Here is a 16,097-nt window from a genome sequence, read left to right as displayed (position 1 = left end):
ATCTCCTTCTATCAGGAGGATGGATTCCCTGTTTCCACTGAAACAGGGATCATCCTTTACAATTATGTAAATGCATGGAGGCATTATGTATACATATAAAACTTTTGTAACAGATGGAGCTTTCACCTTAATGAGACCCGTGTTCTTCACTCTGTTGCTTTTATCCGTCTTGTTATGCTTACTGATCGTGATCCCGGGATTTCGGAAAAAATTCTTGAACGGTTTTAGCGTAATCGGTTTATCCTTGCTATTCGCTATAATTACTGTTGAAGTGGTGTATTACGATGCGATAATTATAGATGAAATCGGACTTGGAGGGGATCCGGTCATCTTCTTCATCTCTTTAGGAACACTGGCTTTAAGCTTATTCAATCCGGGTTTATATATATATTTTAAAAATAAAAGTTGATCCAATTTGTTGGCGGTTCAGCTTTTTTTAATGACAATCGATAATTTGTAGTTCGCATACTGATTCAATTCCTCTAAAAAAAGATTCATGATTTCATTTGAAGGAAACTTACATTCTAGCAGATAACACCCTCCTCCGCTGATTTTATAATGATTGATCTGGTATTTTTCCTGTCCTTTTAAAAAATCCAGGTATGGTTGATGGTGGATGCTTTGTGTCAGAACCGTGATAAATGCATGTATGAAGAAGCCCATCTTGGTATGATTGAGTTTGATGGTATATCCCTCAATGACCCCGCTATCCTCTAGCTTCGCGATTCTTGCTGAGGCAGCAGGAGCCGTTAAGTGGACTTTCTCCCCTAATTCCTTCATCTTTATTCGGCTGTTTCTGGAGAGCTCATCAAGGATTTGATTATCCGTCTGGTCCAACATATAAGAAACTCCTTTCGAAAATAAAGTCAAAGTGCAGAAACACTTAATTTATGCTATGTATCTGGTATTTGTTTATAGATTAGAATATACATTGTTCAAAGAAAATTTAAAAGAAGAGGAGCTCAGATAATGAAGATTCAGCATATACGTAATGCAACGATCATTGTGAACTATGCAGGAAAAAGGTTTCTAATCGATCCGATGCTGGCCGACAAAGGCACCTATCCTCCATTCCCTAATTCAGCAAGACAGGACCAAAATAATCCCCTTGTCGCCTTGCCAGCTTCATTAGAAAATGTCATTCAAGGTATTGATGCAGTCATCGTTACTCACCTACATCTTGATCACTGGGATGAAGCAGCAAAAGAAGCTCTGCCAAAAGAAATGAGATTATTTGTCCAGAACGAGCAAGATGCAGCATCACTTCGTAAAGATGGTTTTACCAATATTGAAGTCTTAACAGAGGACACCACTTTTGAAGGAATCAAACTCATCAAAACAAGGGGCGAACATGGAAGAGGTGAAATCCTTACACTGGCTGGCCCCGTATGTGGTGTGGTATTCAAGCATCCTGTGGAGAAAACTTTGTATGTGGCCGGAGACACCGTGGGGTACGAGGGTGTAAATGAAACTATAGCTGCACACACTCCAGACATCATTGTCGTAAACGCTGGGGACAATCAATTTCACCAAGGCGGATCCCTCGTTATGGGAAAAGAAGATGTCTATGAAGTTTACCAAGCAGCCCCTGAAGCAAAAATAATCGCTGTCCATTTGGAAGCGGTGAACCACTGGACACTATCAAGAGAAGAACTGAGGGGTTTTGCCGAAGCAAAAGGAATCATTTCTAGTGTGTTAGTGCCAGAAGATGGAGATTCTTATACGTTTTAAGTTATTTGATTAAAAGTTCCCTTTGATTGCTAATATCAAAGGGGACTTTTTGTTAAAACGTGACGCTTCTTCATAAAATAAGGAGGCGCATTTAAACCTTTTTTAGCCTGCTTCCACCTTTCTCTGCCGTTTTGGGAAAAGATCAATGGCATATTCATTATCTGCTTAATTTCACTGGCAATCTCACACATTCCAAAAACTAATTACAGTTCCATTCCATTTATTCAACCGTTGTCCCCTTTTTTTAGCCGGTCCCTCTGCTTTAGTAGTGGTGGTCTCTCTATTTTCAATAGTTGGAGAAAATTTAATCCCCGTTTGAGGAGTGATAATCCCGGTTAACTCCCTTTTATTCTCCGTTAAACAAGATTTAATCCCCGTTGACTTATTCATGAGGATTATTCCAATTAAAAGGCTGAGACAAAAAGCATTTGCCTCAGCCTTTCATTTCGCCTTCCGTTCATACTCCAGTACAAATAAAGGTTGATTTTCCATCCACTCCGCAAAAAGCACGTCTTCAAAGTGTTGGATTTTATGCTTCTCAAGTTCTGTCTTCAGCCACTGTTCGTCAAGACCCGCTTCTTTTAAATTTTCGTGGACCACTTCTCCATCAAGGATCATATTGACTGGCAGGGTTGGGTCCTGTACCTTGATTTTCATATCACTATTCTTTGGCGTGTCATAATCCGCTTTTGGAAGGACACTTACCATTCCATTCGTTTCGATGATTGCATACTCAACTTCTCGCAATGAAAAATAGCCTTGCTGCCTGACCAGACTTTGAAGCTGATTGATATCCAGCTTAGCTTTTTTCAACGCATCAAACTTGATCTTTCCCTCGCGTACTACGATATTAGGCTCCCCTTCAAGCAATTTCCGCGAATGGAGGAATTTTTGGGTAACTGTCTCTACAACATAGACAAGTACTCCCCACAAGGCAACGGCAAAGGCGATTTCGCCCACCCTTACTTCGTGGTCATATATTGCGTTCCCAACCAATTCTCCGAGGATAATGGCTGAAATAAAATCAAATGGTGTAATTTGCGAGAATTGCGTCTTCCCTTGCATTTTTGTCATAAAAAACAGGAAAACAAATCCACTAATTAACTCTACTGCTATGGATAAATAATGATTCAACACTCCCACTCCTTCCTTCCCATTATGGGAAAAAATTCAGGAATTGAACCGTCATTTTATAAAAATACAAAAAACGACACAGCTGTCAGAAAAAAGGGAAAGAAATATTCATCATAACCAGGAAAAATATGTAACTTTTATGCAAAAAAATCGTTTATTAGATTGGAATAACTTACTAAAATGCACGCTTTCCTGAAGGGCTGCTGCATTGATTTTTCAAGGGGGATGGGAAATGAAAAAGGTGTTTGTTTGTATGATGCTGCTGCTCTCAATGGTGTTTTTTGAAGCACCAGCAGAGGCAGCTGGCGGAGAAATTATAATTATCAACAAGTCTAATAATCAACTGGCTTATTACAAAAATAATAAACTGGTAAAAACCTTTAAAGTGGGGACTGGGCGGAAGTCAACTTATACTCCTGAGGGAACGTTCAAAATCGTCAACAAAATCAAGAATCGACCCTATTACAGCGGCAACATCCCAGGAGGTGACCCAAAGAACCCGCTTGGCAATAGGTGGCTGGGAATCAATGCGAGAGGAACCTGGGGCACCACTTATGCAATCCATGGCAACAACAACCCAAATTCAATCGGCGGTTATGTGAGTGCAGGCTGCATCCGTATGTATGATAATGAAGTGGAATGGCTTTATGACCAAGTAAAAGTTAATACTCCTGTTGTCATTACTACCTCTAAGAAATCCTTTAATGCGATTGCAGCTGCAAATGGTTATAAAGTTACTGTCCAGGCATCAGTTCCGGTGGCTGCAGCACCTTCATCTAGCACTGTACTGAAAAAAGGCATGAGAGGTCCTGAGGTAAAGACTCTGCAGCAGACCCTTACAAATAAAGGCTACAACACTAAAGGAATCGATGGAGTCTTCGGTCCTGCTACGGAAGCAGCCGTAAAGAAATTTCAAAAAGCAAAGAAACTAAAAGCGGACGGAATCGTCGGGCCAGCTACCAAAAAGGCGCTGGGAATGAAGTAAATGCAAGCACAAAAAGAGCTCAAATAATAACGGGTTCAGTTACCTGTCATAGAAATTAAATATATTAAGCAATAGACCATCAAATTGTAAATAATAATGATGGTCTTTTTTTTGATTAGAGGCATTTATACTAATAAATTTTATTTTTTTGTTATAGAATTTGTATATCAATTTGCAGACTAATAGACGCTTCTGAAAGGGTGCAAAGCACCTACATTTTAACCAGCAATTTTCCTAAAAGAAACGATTGGGGGAATAAAAAAATAGCATAACGGTAGCGATAAGCTATTTTTATTTATGAACGAATCCCTCTTAAACTAAAAGCAGCCGATAGTTTAAGTACAAACCTTCACAATCTATTCTATTTCTTGCTTTTTTGAATCATATATAATTGAATTGAAATAATAAAAGATGTTTGTATAGTTAACACTAACATTAATACTTCTGTTGCTGTTGGACTATCTGGAAGTATGTAAGCAATTAGATTAAATAATAGGTAAGAAACAATAATAATTACAATAAAATTTAAAGGTATTCTCCACCACATTCATTCCCCATCCCTTCTATTAGATTACCTAATTTATCAGTTCTCTTTTAGATGATTAATTTCCTTTATTGAACTATCCTGTACCTATAGTTCAATAAGAAATTCAACAAAAAGGTGCCTTAACCCTTCTTGGATCATTTTTGGATCAAACACCCTTTAGTTAAATATCAGCAGGTTAAGGCTTTTTTACTTGCTCTAACCTTAGTTCAAACGCATTTGAGTTACCTTTTAATACTGTTTTATTCGGTAATAGCCTCTGCAAAAAACTGTGTTCTTGGGTTTAATTGCAATTAGAACTGAATTAATGATATCTGAGGAAGAAATCAAAGTGTTGATCCAACCTACAAATAATAGGATTAATTTGATATTTCCTAATACATAGAACGATATAATTACTGGCACAACCGATAATACAATAAATGGTAAGCTCATAAAGACCCAGAATCTAACTTTGGAGAGGGTCGCGTTTGTATTTAGCCAAAAAAATATACCGCTAAACGTTAGGCTAATATCACCTTTTTTGTTTATGACCAAAATGTGTAAACATTCGTGAATGATGAGGACAAGAATACCTATTCCTATGAGTAAAAAAATATTAATATTTGTGAATCCTGTAGAAATGAAATGCGGTATTAGGAAAATTATTATTTGAAGTAGGTATACAAATTTCATATAATGCTTTCGATACCAATTATTTTGTATAAAAGGAGTCCACTCTGGTAAATTCATACTTACCTTTGGTAAGTGTCGAAACCAAATTATCAAAAGCAGTCACATCCCTCATTAAACTAATCCATTCTTAAAGTGTTGTTCCACTAAACTGCCAGGTTAGTACAATTACAGATACAAACCAATACATAATATTTTTTTGTTGCTCTTATAAATCCTCTAACCAAGATTCCCAAAAGCTCATCTCAATTTGGTCATTTTCCTGGGCTATGTTTTTTAAAACTTGTTTTCGCTCCTCAGAAGTTATTGGATTCTTTTCTAATTCCACAGGATTTTCACGACTCACTGCTAATTTACTTATAAAACTCAAAGCACTCTCAAACTTTTTAAGCGATGCAGCAATTTTGTATGCCACCCAATTCCCTTGTCCATGAAAAGCGCTGTAAACAGGGAACTGCTCTTCTTCAGTATCGATAAAAATAGGATCCCTGTTTCATCCTCGTTTCCAATAACTAACCATGAAGAACGCCAGTCTCCTTCTCCCATATCTGATAGAGTGTCCGTATAGTCAATGCTGTATCCAAGTTGTGTCTCATTTAAATCCTGGGAAGGGAATATTGTTACCGTTCGATAGCCAAGAGAAACCTCTTTAAATCGGATAGAATTTATTGTTTCTAGTAGATTTTCATCGATATAACCAACTCTTTCTGTCATTCGTTATTCAACTAACCTCCCCCCTATGTTTAAAAAGGATATCTACAAAAAGATTGTTAATTCTTCCTGATGTTTTTTAGTTTTTTAGTAGCTTTATCCAGTAATAGACCTAATAGAAACCAAAATAATACAGTTAAAACATAAATTACACTCATTGGAATCTCAGAAGGATGTGTAAAGTTTACGACAAACCAATGTGTTTCAATTAACCAAAACGGTGGACTTGTGAAGAATATTAGCAAGTTTTTATCATCGAAGCCTAATAGGTTAAAAAAATAAATTGAAATAGGCAATATCAAAATCCAGAAACTAAAAGATATATATATTTTCATTCTTTACTCCACCTAAAATTTATTAGTGTAAATTTACACTAATTATAACACGGTGGAATAATATAGGAATAAGATTGTTATAAATATCTATTTTGTTATTAAACAAACCTGCTCCTTATGTTTAATAAGGAATTAGTAAATGTAATCCATTATTTTTTGAAATCCAAAGGGTAAAGTGATAACAACCAGTAATCCTATAACAATAGAAGAAGCAGCAAAAACAACAAATTTACGAAAGGAAATTTCTCTCCTTTTATAGGCGGTAAGAAATACTTTATTTAGTCTAAAGACAGTAATAAATATTATTATTGCTGAAAATATACTTGCTAAGATTACCTCCATTGTGCAGCTCCTTTTACAAACTCTTTTATTGATATTATAACAAAATTATCCAAATGCTTCTTCAACATTACTGCACTGTTTGTTTAATAAGGAATTCAACAAAAAGGCCGTTAATCCTTCTTAACCTTAATTATGCTATAATAAAAAAATGCCTAAACCCATATGTACCAAGGGTTTAAGCATTTTTTTACTTGATGTATAAAAGCGTTAATTTATATTATACGAAAAGTAATATCACTTGGATTTTTTCTCATCCTTTAAACTAGGTCCCCTCTTTTTCTGGAAAACAGAACTAAAAAAACTAAATACTGACTGCAAATAAGCGCCAGGATATGATACAAATCATCTTATTCAACATAAGCACCCGTTCGTTCAAGAATAAATCGGGACTTTATTACTGAGTTTCTCTTTTATCCGCTGTGTAGTCCAATACGAAATAAAGGATGTACAATGAAATAAAGTAAACCCCCGCCGAATAGATTGTTTTCCATTCGCCATAATGTAAAACTCTAATATAAACTGCATACAATTCGAGAAATACAAGAATGAATGTCCATCCCAAGATATATATAAATTTCTTAAGGGCATTAGAATTCAGAGGAAAATAATTAAAAATAATAAGCAGAACAGCAACCTCACCAAGAGCTACAGATAGGTACAACCATTCTATTTGTTCTTTATCAAAATACCAGTAAAGTTTGTACTTTAAATCAAGATACAAATCAGTTACAAAATTCATCAACAATGCAAACTGTATTGTAGCTAGTAACTCGTGCCTAGTTCTTTTTCTGGGCATTTTGAGGGCAACTAAAAGAACTAATATAACTGTCACTATAAATAGCTTCACCAAGAGGAACACCTCGTTTTTTAAAAACAACAATACCAACCATATTGTCAGTATTTATTCCATGAATTATTCTTCTTTAACTCCCTGCATCTTTAGTTGAACAACAAAAAAACCTCTAAATTTGCAGATGGATCAAAGGGAAGCAAATCGTAGCTTAATAAAATTCCGAAACACTTCTACAATGTTCTTTTAATTCTCTTAATGTAAACAAATTTGTACGAGGAAATTCTCCAGAGGTTTCTTTTGAATAGGTTAGATGAACAACAGCATGTCTTTGTATATCACTCACCCAAAATACAACATCATCATTATCTTCTCTCCTAGCCACTGCAACAGCTTTTTTGGCGAATAGAATGTGATTTGGTGAAATTTCTCTCTTTAATTCCTCATTAAGAGATTCTGACATTTTATTATTAATCAACCACCAAGGTTCATTCATAAATTCTATTAGTAAATCATTCAATGTTGAAGTCACCTCTTTTTATTAAATCCTTTTTTATCTAATTCATATATTTATGATAACAATCCTTCTACAACTCCTGCTTCTTTAGTTCCATAATGAATTCAACAAAAAAGACGTTAATCCTTCCTGGATCAACGCACGAGTAAGGTGAAGACGGTCATTTCAATTAGGTTCTACCGGAAATACCTTTTACCGTTATTTATGTTCGTATTCTAATACTTCTACCTTAAAGCCGTGACTACATCCAATTTTAGGACTATCACAAGATGGCGATACTCTTACTTTAACCAAGTCATCTGCATACTCAAATGGTTTATTGTTACTTTCCAGAACTTGAATTCTTAAGGAAATATCATAAGAATGATTATTGTTATAAACAATATTAAGAATCCTCTGTTGCTGCCACCCAAAACCAGAAGCCTCTTTTCCTCCATACTCTTTTATTATCCTTTTATCAATGGCTGGAAATATAATATCTCTAATAATATCTTCCGGTGTAACATACCAATCTTCTGCATACGGTTTAATTTCCTTTGGCTCTGGAGGTTTAGCATTAACCAAGTTATTTGTGAGTAACATTAATAAAATTGTAAAGAGAACAATTATTTTCTTCACGATGCTCACTCCCGTAAATTTTTACAGTTAGATTTCGCATCTTGAATTAATATTATCCATCACAACCAACCCGCATCTTCAAGCCTAACTGTTTAACTAATCTCTTCTTTAAGGTCACTGATTGAAAGCCCATTTTCTAACCTTGATTTAATTTTAATAAAATCGCCTTGGACAAAATCTTTTACAGTCTCCCTCAGTAATGATTTTATTTTATTTTTTATGTCCATAAATTCACCACGTTCTAATATTTTTTATTTAAAGTCTACGAGTTTTCAATAACTTCCTTCTTAAACTCCCCGTTCGTATTATAAGGTCATCCAGATATGCAAATATTTCTGGTTGACCTTTTTTTATATGGTCTTATTATAACGGTAGGCGGGGTTAAACGTAACTGCCCGTGGGACTTGGATACCGTCAGCTAAACAGTTTGCCCCCTACTTGTAGAAACATGATTGAGGCTGGTTGGGACATAGATCTCGTATAACAAGCGAAACTGTGACACTGCAAGAAGGACAAGGGGTACCGGCAAATAAGAGATTAGGAGATGATACAGGATGAATCCAGTCGTTGGTCTGGATATTTCAAAGGGGGAAAGTCAGGTTCAAGCTTTTGTAGATAAAGGCAAACCATTCGGTAAGAGCTTTAAAGTAGCTCATACACTACAGGGTCTTGATTTACTTGTAGAGTTTTTAGAGGTAGTACAAAAAGAATCCGGTCTAAAACCTCCAGTTATTCTTGAAGCTACTGGACACTATCAAAAATCAGTAGTCCAATATTTAGAGGAACGTGGGTATTTATTAATCATTATTAACCCTTTGATTTCCTATAAGGCGAAAAGTTCAAGTTTAAGGAAAGTAAAGACAGATGCCATCGATGCTTACCACCTCTGCGAGTTGTTTTACAAGGAGGAGTTAGAGCCATATAAAAAGCGTGGGGTTCAGCTTTTAAACCTTCGTAATCTTACAAGACAACACGAAAATATTACAGGAGTCATGATTCAGACAAAGCTTCAGTTCCAGGCTATTCTAGTTCAAGTATTTCCTGAATATAGAAGAGTCTTCGGTGATTTATATTCTGTGGTATCCCTCTTAACATTAAAGGCGTTTCCGTCATCTGAGGACATATTAGAGGCAAGTGATGACACACTCTCAAATAGGATCAAGGAATTATGTAAAAGCCGCTCAATCAGATGGGCCAATGAAAAAGCCTTACAACTAAAAGTGGTGGCAGCTCGTAATCCCTTTGAAAAGACAGTCTATCAGAGTCATATTTTAAGCTTAGGTTTGTACATTGACATTATTCTTCAATACAAAGAGCACCTATCCACGTTGGAGTTTGAGATAGATGCCCTCGCTAAAGAAGTTGAAGAATATAATATCATCAAATCTATCCCTGGTATCGGTGAAAAGATCGCGGCAACGATTATTTCCGAAATTGGTGAGATAGATCGATTTACTGACCCTAAAAAGCTCGTGGCTTTCGCTGGAGTAGACCCTAGTGTTTTCGAATCTGGCAAGTTTACTGCCACCAAAAACCGAATCACCAAAAGAGGTTCCAGCGGGCTGCGCCACGCTTTATATATGGCTGTTCGTTGTGCTATACGCGACTGTCGCAAGAGTAAAACAAGCGATGAAATCATTCCTCGAAATAAGAAATTACGACAGTTCTATGATAAGAAACGCGAGGAAGGAAAACCATTTAAAGTAGCAGTCATTGCTTGTGTAAATAAGCTCTTACACTGGATATTTGCCCTATTAAAAAACAGAACAACTTTCCAAGATATAGCATAGAAACAACATCTAACTAAATAACGAAAAACCTTCCAGTTCAAAGAATACGAAGGTTATTTGGTATACACTTTTTTAGTATATCACGATGAATTTCGATATTTTAATGAAAAATATTGACAAACTATTAGCTGGTTTAGTGGAACAATTGAACAAGGTTCCATTAGTAAGCAGAATGGAACGAGTGAACACATCATTTTAAACACAAATTAGTTATGCTCATTTTTATCTCTTACACAATTTCTCTCAAGCAACTCTACACGTTCCTTTAAAGTATATAGCTCCTGCATTATATATTGATCACTGGTCCGTATTGAATTTTGCGATTTTAAGATTCGTTTAATTCCCCAATACATCAAAAAAAAACTAAATCCCAGTATAAACAAAATAATTAAAATACCAATTAAAATTTCAAAAATAAGGCCCACTCCTTGTCGCATTTTCAAGTAAAGCTTTGATAAATTTAGTCCTGCTAACTGTTCTACGAATGAAAATCATTATTGTTTCAGAAAAGGCTAGAATTTTAAAACAAGTAGAATGAATACTCTTCTTAAACATAAATGCCCTTTAGTAGAAGAGAATATTCAAATTAAAAAACACTTCCCTAAAGAAGACCCAAGTTAAAAAAGATTACAAATACTAATGCAGTAAAAATGAATGCTAACAATGCAGTTTTAAAAGTACTCTTCTTTCTTACACTATCTCCGTAAAATGAATCCTCTTTCTCCATAAGTGCTCCTAAAATCAGATAGAGTATTGGCGATACTGGCACGAATATAAATACCAATCTCACAATTATGGATGAAGTTAAAAGAGCCTCTGCGATTCCTCCACATACACCTAAAAATACATAATCCGAATTTGACCTCATCAGCCTATTTCTTTTCATCATTTTCACCTCATTTAAACGTATTTTGGAGTTTGATTCGAGTGCCATTTGATTTTCTTTATTAAGTTCTACAATAAATAACTCATATTTTTAATTTAAAGTCGGGTTATTTTATTCTTGATTTAATAATATTTATACGATTTCTTCTCCAATTAACCTGGATCGTTAGGGATGAATAAGAATTTTTTAATAAAATCACTACTTGAAAATACCCGCCTAAATTTAGTTCATTATTTTATTGAAAACATTTTCTGTACCGTTTTCAACGGTAGACTCTAACACAATCTTACCTTCATTGTTCACATAGTAGTAATACTTTTTATTATCTTCTTTAATCATTACAGATACCATCCAATTTTTATCCCCTGGTAAATTTGCTATAAACGGCTTTGTCTTAATGGATTCTTCTTGAAGTTTTTCATTAACCGTTAAATATTCCATTACTTCATTTTCGGTAGTGATGAATTTATATTGCACAAAGCCTATAGCAGCAATGATTAATATTACTAAACACAGTATAAATGTATATATAACTTTCATCTAATCACCCCAATTTACAATTAGTGTAATTTTACACTTTTATCACTCTCTTGTCACCATATTTTTCCTGAAACCTTTAACTATAAAAGGCAGTCCACCATTATTTTGGACTGCCCATTGTATTAATTCCGTTAATACTTTAATATAAAAATCAATTTTTGCTTATTCCACTAGTCGAGTTGAAGGGAGCCTTTCTACCTTGCGGTAAATTGTACTCCTCCCCCCTCACAGAACCGTGCTTGCGCTATTAACGCACACGGCTCCTCCTAGTTATCATTTACAGAATGTAGTTAATCTCTTTTCTAAGTTCATAGATATTCACTTTGATTCTTGGTGAATGTAGTGGATATTTATTAAGAAAGAGCCTGAATTTATCCCAAGTAAAGGATTTCCTTTGGCTTCTTCTGTTTAGCCATTTAAACAGTAAGTACTCAATTTTCGCTTTAAAGTTGTTAACAGTTTGGGTGTTATCTGTGATGCAATAATAGTTGTAATAACCTGTTAGTGAGCGTTTAAATCTATCCATAATCATATGGATATCTTTATTCCTATTATTCTTCAGCCATTCTTTGGTTTCTTTTAATTTACCTTGGACTTTCCTCCTGCTGGTTTTCCGTTTCACTCGGAAATTACCCTGTTTACTTACCCCACAATAATGGGTAAACCCGAGGAAATCAAAGGTATCTGGTTTGCCAGTCCCGTCACGTTTTGCATTCTTTTCCGCAAACCGTCCGAAGGGAATTATTTTCGTTTTATCCTCGGCTATTTCCAGGTTAAATTTCTTTAATCTCGCCTTTAATGAATGGAAGAATTGCTGAGCTTCACTTTTATTTTGAAAACAACAAACAAAATCATCTGCGTATCTTACTATATAAGCCTGGCCTTTACATTGTTTCCTAACCACTTTTTCAAACCATAGATCAAGAACGTAATGGAGATAGACATTCGCTAATATCGGAGATATCACTCCACCTTGCGGTGTGCCATTGTCTGTCTTGTATTTCTTACCTTCCTCCATATATCCACCTTTAAGAAACCTGCTGACTATTCTCAGTAGGTTAAGGTCAGTGATTCGGAGTTTCAAGAACTCCATCATCCATTTGTGGTCAACGTTATCAAAGAAGCCTTTGATATCTACATTGACTACATAGCTTACTGCTCTCTTCTCGATATATTGATTCAGTATTTTCAGCGCATCATGGCAGTTTCTATTTGGTCGGAACCCAAATGAGCAGTCTAGAAAATCATTTTCATAGATGGCATTTAGTATTTTCGTAATGCCCTTTTGAACAATTTTATCTTCATGTTCCGGTATTCCCAGTGGTCTCATCTTGTTTGAGTTGAGCTTTGGAATATACATTCGTGTTACTGGAACAGGACGGTAACTTTTGCTTTTAAGCCTACTTACTAAATCCTCTATATTTTCTTCCAAGTTGTCATTGTATTGTTCTTTTGTCGTTCCGTTGATACCAACTGCCTTTTTATTAGGCAATTCATAATGACATTGAGTTAAAGATTGCTCATTCAATAAATGTGCAAGAGATGTAAACTTCATTTTAGGCTCAGATTTTGCTAATTCTGCTATCCTAAGTAGTTTTGTTTCCATTTATTATTCCTACCTCTGTGTGTAGTAAATGTGTCCCTAGTAAGGGTGATAACTGGTAGCTAGCCTTCCCTCCATCGGCATTACCCAACTTCATTGGTACTACGCTGCTATCCGACTCCCTACCATCGGCATTTGGTTTCCTCGCTTGTTATCGCTTGTAGACCATACTCTTCACAAAAAAGAAAAGACCGGTAGGGTCTCCCGAGTTGCCGTATCATATCAATGTGTAACGTGCCAAGGTCTCTGACTCCAGAGAGGTTTTACCCTTCTTGCCTTTAACGAAAGATAAAATGTAGCTTTCTGCTGTGCGTAAGGCATTAGCCCTCTCGATTTACTAACATTATGGAGCTCAATCCCTTCAACCATTTGGCTTTCGGCCCGCTACCTAACTGTCTACGCTTAAAGACTAAAGTTACCTTTAGCCCTCCAAGACTCGCTACGAGCGAATGGCTAGTTCTTACTCGGCGGGAATCCCACCCACTATATGATACGACCTAGGCTCGGCCGCACACCTGCGCCGTTACTTGAATAAGAAAAGGAGCAATCTTCATCTTGAATGATCGACCTATAAGTGCAATATGCTAAAATATAATTGAATATAGAGTCATAAAAATGATTAGTATTCCCAATCCAATTAGAGCGATTTTCCAAAACCAATAATCACTTATAAAAGCAGGGAAATCAATTAAACCCCTATCTGATTCCTTCACGTTTTTTACAAACCACTCAGTTCGAAACAAATCTATCGATAAGAAAATGACACCAAATATGAAAGTAAATAAGCCACCTAATATATCAAGCACCTTAAAGATACCTCAATTCATTTTCTTATTTGTTTGTTTGTTTTATACTTTTACCGAATCAATGATGTATTAATTCACCTGTTACCCAATTAACCCACTTATGAAGCGGAGATTTTATTGAGCTATACTGCACCTTTAGTTAACAAGAAAAAATGCCGATTTGTTCCGCAACACAATTTTGACCTCTTACATCCATTAGTTTTTTAGATCATCGCTACTATAACGATGATCTATATAAGCTGAAAAATCATCAATAATTTCTCCCACTTCGATCTTTCTATTAATCAAGAGCTCAGGAAGTTCGTTTTTTACATTGCCCTTCCAATATTCTCTTGCTTGTTCTATTTTGGTTAATAAGAAATTCAATAAAAAAGGCGCGTAAATCCTTCTACGTAAAAATGGTTAATAAATGTCCTGCAAGACAAAAAGACCAAACCGCCGTTATAGCAATTTGGTCACAAAATTAATAATATTTTTATATGCAACAAAGATTACTTTTTACAATCCAAATTAACGGTTTGTGATAGTTATCCGAACCCATTACACAAATATGAGCTTTTTTGTTTTCTTTTATTTTATCCCCTTAACAAGTTCTCTCATGGCTCTAAGTTGCTGGGAAAGCTCCATGAACCATTCTTCGTCTCCTGTGACAAGGGCCAAATCAATGAGAAACTGAATTTGCTCTTTATTTTTAACCTGAGGCTCAGGAAGCTTTTTAACTCCGTTTGAAGACATTGGAATTGTCTTGCCAACCAGAGTCTCATCATCGCTGGATGTTATTGTTGCATTCACCTTTTCGTCCAGAATATCAAGTGACTCTACATACCCGATAATTAATTCACCATCCCGGGATTTCCCCTTAATCCAGTCCCCTACTTTCAGAATCGAATTATTCATTTATGTCACCTCATTTAATCTGTAACTATTTTAATTACAATTTACCCAGGAAAAAGCTAATTACTCACAGCAATCTTTTTCCTGCTTGATTAAATCAACAATCTCTTTCAGAGTATAACGTTTCAAAAATTCCCCTAAGTGTTCTTCGGCACCGAGGAAAATCGCAAAAAGAACCTTGTGCATATTTGCGCCGACCATACATTTCTCATTTGAATCAGGACACTTAGGCTGCAATGCCCCTTCAGAGGTCAATTTATAGATGTCCCAGAGGTTCACTTCATTTAAGTCAAGCGCAAAAATGAATCCGCCGCCGGTTCCTTCTTTTGATTTAATAAAACCATTTTTTTTTAGCAGCCCCAGCACTTTACGAATTCTTACCGGGTGAACGCCTGCACTCTCAGCAATTGCATCGCTCGTCGACATCCTGTCCGGCTGCAGTGCAAGTAAAGTTAAACTGTGAATGGCAAGGGAAAAATCACTATTCATAACCTGCCTCCTAACAAGAGCTTACTCCTACATTCTGTAATAATATATATTACAGTTGAAATAGACAAAATACAAATGATAAGCTTTTTAATTGGCCAGGCTTTCCCAGTCATATCCGGCAAATGTACGAAGTTTGCGCGGCAAGAAGCTGCGGATTTCTTCTTCATTGTAGCCTACCTGCAACCTTTTATGATCCTGGATAATCGGGCGTCGAAGCATTTGCGGGTTTTTCCTGATTAAGTCGTAAAGGTGATTCAGCGGCAGTGAATCGATATCCACATCCAGGTTCTGGTATGCTTTTGAGTTGGTTGAGATTATGTCTTCCGTTCCATCCTCTGTCATTCGAAGAATCGATTTAATCTCCTCAACAGTCAGCGGATCTGAAACAATATTTCTTTCGATAAAATCAATCTCATGTTCCTGCAGCCAGGCTTTTGCTTTTCGGCAGGATGCACAGCTTGATGTGATATATAGAGTTACCAATTCCCTACAACTCCTTCTTTTTACTGTAAAAATAAAAATTACAGTTGAGTCATTGAAAGCTTTGATTTAAAGATATTTTATATCTGTAATATTAATCTTTACAGTTTATAAAGTCAATAGTATTTTTTATTTCTGTACCAAGGTGCAAATATTTTTGAAAACTGCTGTCCAGGAATGTATTTAACAATGTTAGGAAGGGATGGCTGACACAGCTCTTACTCCCTTCT

At 35.8% G+C, this 16,097-nt stretch carries 19 protein-coding genes; 4 read left to right on the top strand and 15 right to left on the bottom strand.

Going from position 1 to position 16,097, the window contains the following annotated elements; translation table 11 throughout:
• Positions 1–85 precede the first annotated feature (85 nt).
• On the top strand, positions 86–409 hold the full coding sequence (locus B5X77_RS14810) for a hypothetical protein (RefSeq protein WP_079508742.1): 324 nt from the start codon (positions 86–88) through the stop codon (positions 407–409).
• Positions 410–426: 17 nt separating this feature from the next.
• Here the strand turns inward: B5X77_RS14810 and B5X77_RS14805 are convergent, their stop codons facing one another.
• Positions 427–840 carry an Lrp/AsnC family transcriptional regulator gene (locus B5X77_RS14805; protein ID WP_079508741.1) on the bottom strand — a complete coding sequence of 138 codons (414 nt, stop codon included), beginning with the start codon at positions 838–840 and terminating at the stop codon, positions 427–429.
• 129 nt (positions 841–969) lie between these two features.
• Between B5X77_RS14805 and B5X77_RS14800 the strand changes: the two genes are divergently transcribed.
• Positions 970–1,731, top strand: a complete 762-nt coding sequence (locus B5X77_RS14800; protein WP_079508740.1) for an MBL fold metallo-hydrolase — start codon at positions 970–972, stop codon at positions 1,729–1,731.
• A gap of 183 nt (positions 1,732–1,914) precedes the next feature.
• Here the strand turns inward: B5X77_RS14800 and B5X77_RS14795 are convergent, their stop codons facing one another.
• Together B5X77_RS14795 and B5X77_RS14790 are read right to left on the bottom strand one after the other, a co-directional pair.
• The gene (locus B5X77_RS14795) at positions 1,915–2,121 is read right to left on the bottom strand and encodes a hypothetical protein (RefSeq protein ID WP_079508739.1); all 207 of its coding nucleotides are present in this window, start codon (positions 2,119–2,121) and stop codon (positions 1,915–1,917) included.
• Positions 2,122–2,172: 51 nt separating this feature from the next.
• Positions 2,173–2,865, bottom strand: a complete 693-nt coding sequence (locus B5X77_RS14790; RefSeq protein WP_079508738.1) for a DUF421 domain-containing protein — start codon at positions 2,863–2,865, stop codon at positions 2,173–2,175.
• A 232-nt stretch (positions 2,866–3,097) separates the two neighbouring features.
• Between B5X77_RS14790 and B5X77_RS14785 the strand changes: the two genes are divergently transcribed.
• Entirely contained in the window at positions 3,098–3,850 is a 753-nt protein-coding gene (locus B5X77_RS14785) for a L,D-transpeptidase family protein (protein WP_079508737.1), read from the top strand.
• A 775-nt stretch (positions 3,851–4,625) separates the two neighbouring features.
• On the opposite strand, the gene B5X77_RS14780 is transcribed toward B5X77_RS14785, so the two are convergent.
• The 6 genes from B5X77_RS14780 to B5X77_RS14750 all read right to left on the bottom strand — a co-directional run bounded on the left by B5X77_RS14780 (position 4,626) and on the right by B5X77_RS14750 (position 8,379).
• On the bottom strand, positions 4,626–5,168 hold the full coding sequence (locus tag B5X77_RS14780; RefSeq protein WP_257391888.1) for a DUF3267 domain-containing protein: 543 nt from the start codon (positions 5,166–5,168) through the stop codon (positions 4,626–4,628).
• 264 nt (positions 5,169–5,432) lie between these two features.
• Complete coding sequence (locus tag B5X77_RS14775) at positions 5,433–5,780, bottom strand: hypothetical protein (RefSeq protein ID WP_079508736.1); 348 nt, start codon at positions 5,778–5,780, stop codon at positions 5,433–5,435.
• A 464-nt stretch (positions 5,781–6,244) separates the two neighbouring features.
• Positions 6,245–6,454, bottom strand: coding sequence for a hypothetical protein (locus B5X77_RS14765; RefSeq protein ID WP_079508734.1), 210 nt, complete (start codon positions 6,452–6,454; stop codon positions 6,245–6,247).
• Between the two features lie 394 nt (positions 6,455–6,848).
• Positions 6,849–7,301, bottom strand: coding sequence for a CBO0543 family protein (locus B5X77_RS14760; protein ID WP_079506941.1), 453 nt, complete (start codon positions 7,299–7,301; stop codon positions 6,849–6,851).
• A 154-nt stretch (positions 7,302–7,455) separates the two neighbouring features.
• Positions 7,456–7,764, bottom strand: coding sequence for a hypothetical protein (locus B5X77_RS14755; protein WP_257391817.1), 309 nt, complete (start codon positions 7,762–7,764; stop codon positions 7,456–7,458).
• Between the two features lie 195 nt (positions 7,765–7,959).
• Positions 7,960–8,379 (bottom strand): hypothetical protein, encoded by a 420-nt coding sequence (locus tag B5X77_RS14750; protein ID WP_176167331.1) that lies wholly within the window; start codon positions 8,377–8,379, stop codon positions 7,960–7,962.
• Between the two features lie 554 nt (positions 8,380–8,933).
• Between B5X77_RS14750 and B5X77_RS14745 the strand changes: the two genes are divergently transcribed.
• Positions 8,934–10,169 (top strand): IS110 family RNA-guided transposase, encoded by a 1,236-nt coding sequence (locus B5X77_RS14745; protein ID WP_079508733.1) that lies wholly within the window; start codon positions 8,934–8,936, stop codon positions 10,167–10,169.
• Positions 10,170–10,770: 601 nt separating this feature from the next.
• Here the strand turns inward: B5X77_RS14745 and B5X77_RS14735 are convergent.
• The 6 genes from B5X77_RS14735 to spxA form a co-directional block, all read right to left on the bottom strand.
• Positions 10,771–11,058, bottom strand: coding sequence for a PspC domain-containing protein (locus B5X77_RS14735; RefSeq protein ID WP_257391816.1), 288 nt, complete (start codon positions 11,056–11,058; stop codon positions 10,771–10,773).
• A 219-nt stretch (positions 11,059–11,277) separates the two neighbouring features.
• On the bottom strand, positions 11,278–11,595 hold the full coding sequence (locus tag B5X77_RS14730; protein WP_079508730.1) for a hypothetical protein: 318 nt from the start codon (positions 11,593–11,595) through the stop codon (positions 11,278–11,280).
• 277 nt (positions 11,596–11,872) lie between these two features.
• On the bottom strand, positions 11,873–13,201 hold the full coding sequence (gene ltrA / locus B5X77_RS14725) for a group II intron reverse transcriptase/maturase (protein WP_079508729.1): 1,329 nt from the start codon (positions 13,199–13,201) through the stop codon (positions 11,873–11,875).
• 1,373 nt (positions 13,202–14,574) lie between these two features.
• The gene (locus tag B5X77_RS14715; RefSeq protein ID WP_079508727.1) at positions 14,575–14,901 is read right to left on the bottom strand and encodes an IDEAL domain-containing protein; all 327 of its coding nucleotides are present in this window, start codon (positions 14,899–14,901) and stop codon (positions 14,575–14,577) included.
• A gap of 60 nt (positions 14,902–14,961) precedes the next feature.
• Positions 14,962–15,387: an RrF2 family transcriptional regulator gene (locus B5X77_RS14710; RefSeq protein ID WP_079508726.1), complete on the bottom strand. Its 426-nt coding sequence runs from the start codon at positions 15,385–15,387 to the stop codon at positions 14,962–14,964.
• An 87-nt stretch (positions 15,388–15,474) separates the two neighbouring features.
• Entirely contained in the window at positions 15,475–15,870 is a 396-nt protein-coding gene (spxA, locus tag B5X77_RS14705; protein WP_079508725.1) for a transcriptional regulator SpxA, read from the bottom strand.
• Positions 15,871–16,097 lie beyond the last annotated feature (227 nt).

It is taken from the genome of Mesobacillus jeotgali (assembly GCF_900166585.1).
Classification (GTDB): domain Bacteria; phylum Bacillota; class Bacilli; order Bacillales; family Cytobacillaceae; genus Mesobacillus; species Mesobacillus jeotgali_A.
Note: the sequence above shows the minus strand (reverse complement) of the source record. Positions and strands in the feature narration are given on the sequence as shown.

Bases quoted from the DNA above. Each gene is read 5' to 3' on its own strand.
- B5X77_RS14810 (WP_079508742.1), top strand. From the start codon at position 86: ATGTATACATATAAAACTTTTGTAACAGATGGAGCTTTCACCTTAATG.
- B5X77_RS14805 (WP_079508741.1), bottom strand. From the start codon at position 840: ATGTTGGACCAGACGGATAATCAAATCCTTGATGAGCTCTCCAGAAAC.
- B5X77_RS14800 (WP_079508740.1), top strand. From the start codon at position 970: ATGAAGATTCAGCATATACGTAATGCAACGATCATTGTGAACTATGCA.
- B5X77_RS14795 (WP_079508739.1), bottom strand. From the start codon at position 2,121: ATGAATAAGTCAACGGGGATTAAATCTTGTTTAACGGAGAATAAAAGG.
- B5X77_RS14785 (WP_079508737.1), top strand. From the start codon at position 3,098: ATGAAAAAGGTGTTTGTTTGTATGATGCTGCTGCTCTCAATGGTGTTT.
- B5X77_RS14775 (WP_079508736.1), bottom strand. From the start codon at position 5,780: ATGACAGAAAGAGTTGGTTATATCGATGAAAATCTACTAGAAACAATA.
- B5X77_RS14765 (WP_079508734.1), bottom strand. From the start codon at position 6,454: ATGGAGGTAATCTTAGCAAGTATATTTTCAGCAATAATAATATTTATT.
- B5X77_RS14745 (WP_079508733.1), top strand. From the start codon at position 8,934: ATGAATCCAGTCGTTGGTCTGGATATTTCAAAGGGGGAAAGTCAGGTT.
- B5X77_RS14735 (WP_257391816.1), bottom strand. From the start codon at position 11,058: ATGATGAAAAGAAATAGGCTGATGAGGTCAAATTCGGATTATGTATTT.
- B5X77_RS14730 (WP_079508730.1), bottom strand. From the start codon at position 11,595: ATGAAAGTTATATATACATTTATACTGTGTTTAGTAATATTAATCATT.
- ltrA (WP_079508729.1), bottom strand. From the start codon at position 13,201: ATGGAAACAAAACTACTTAGGATAGCAGAATTAGCAAAATCTGAGCCT.
- B5X77_RS14715 (WP_079508727.1), bottom strand. From the start codon at position 14,901: ATGAATAATTCGATTCTGAAAGTAGGGGACTGGATTAAGGGGAAATCC.
- B5X77_RS14710 (WP_079508726.1), bottom strand. From the start codon at position 15,387: ATGAATAGTGATTTTTCCCTTGCCATTCACAGTTTAACTTTACTTGCA.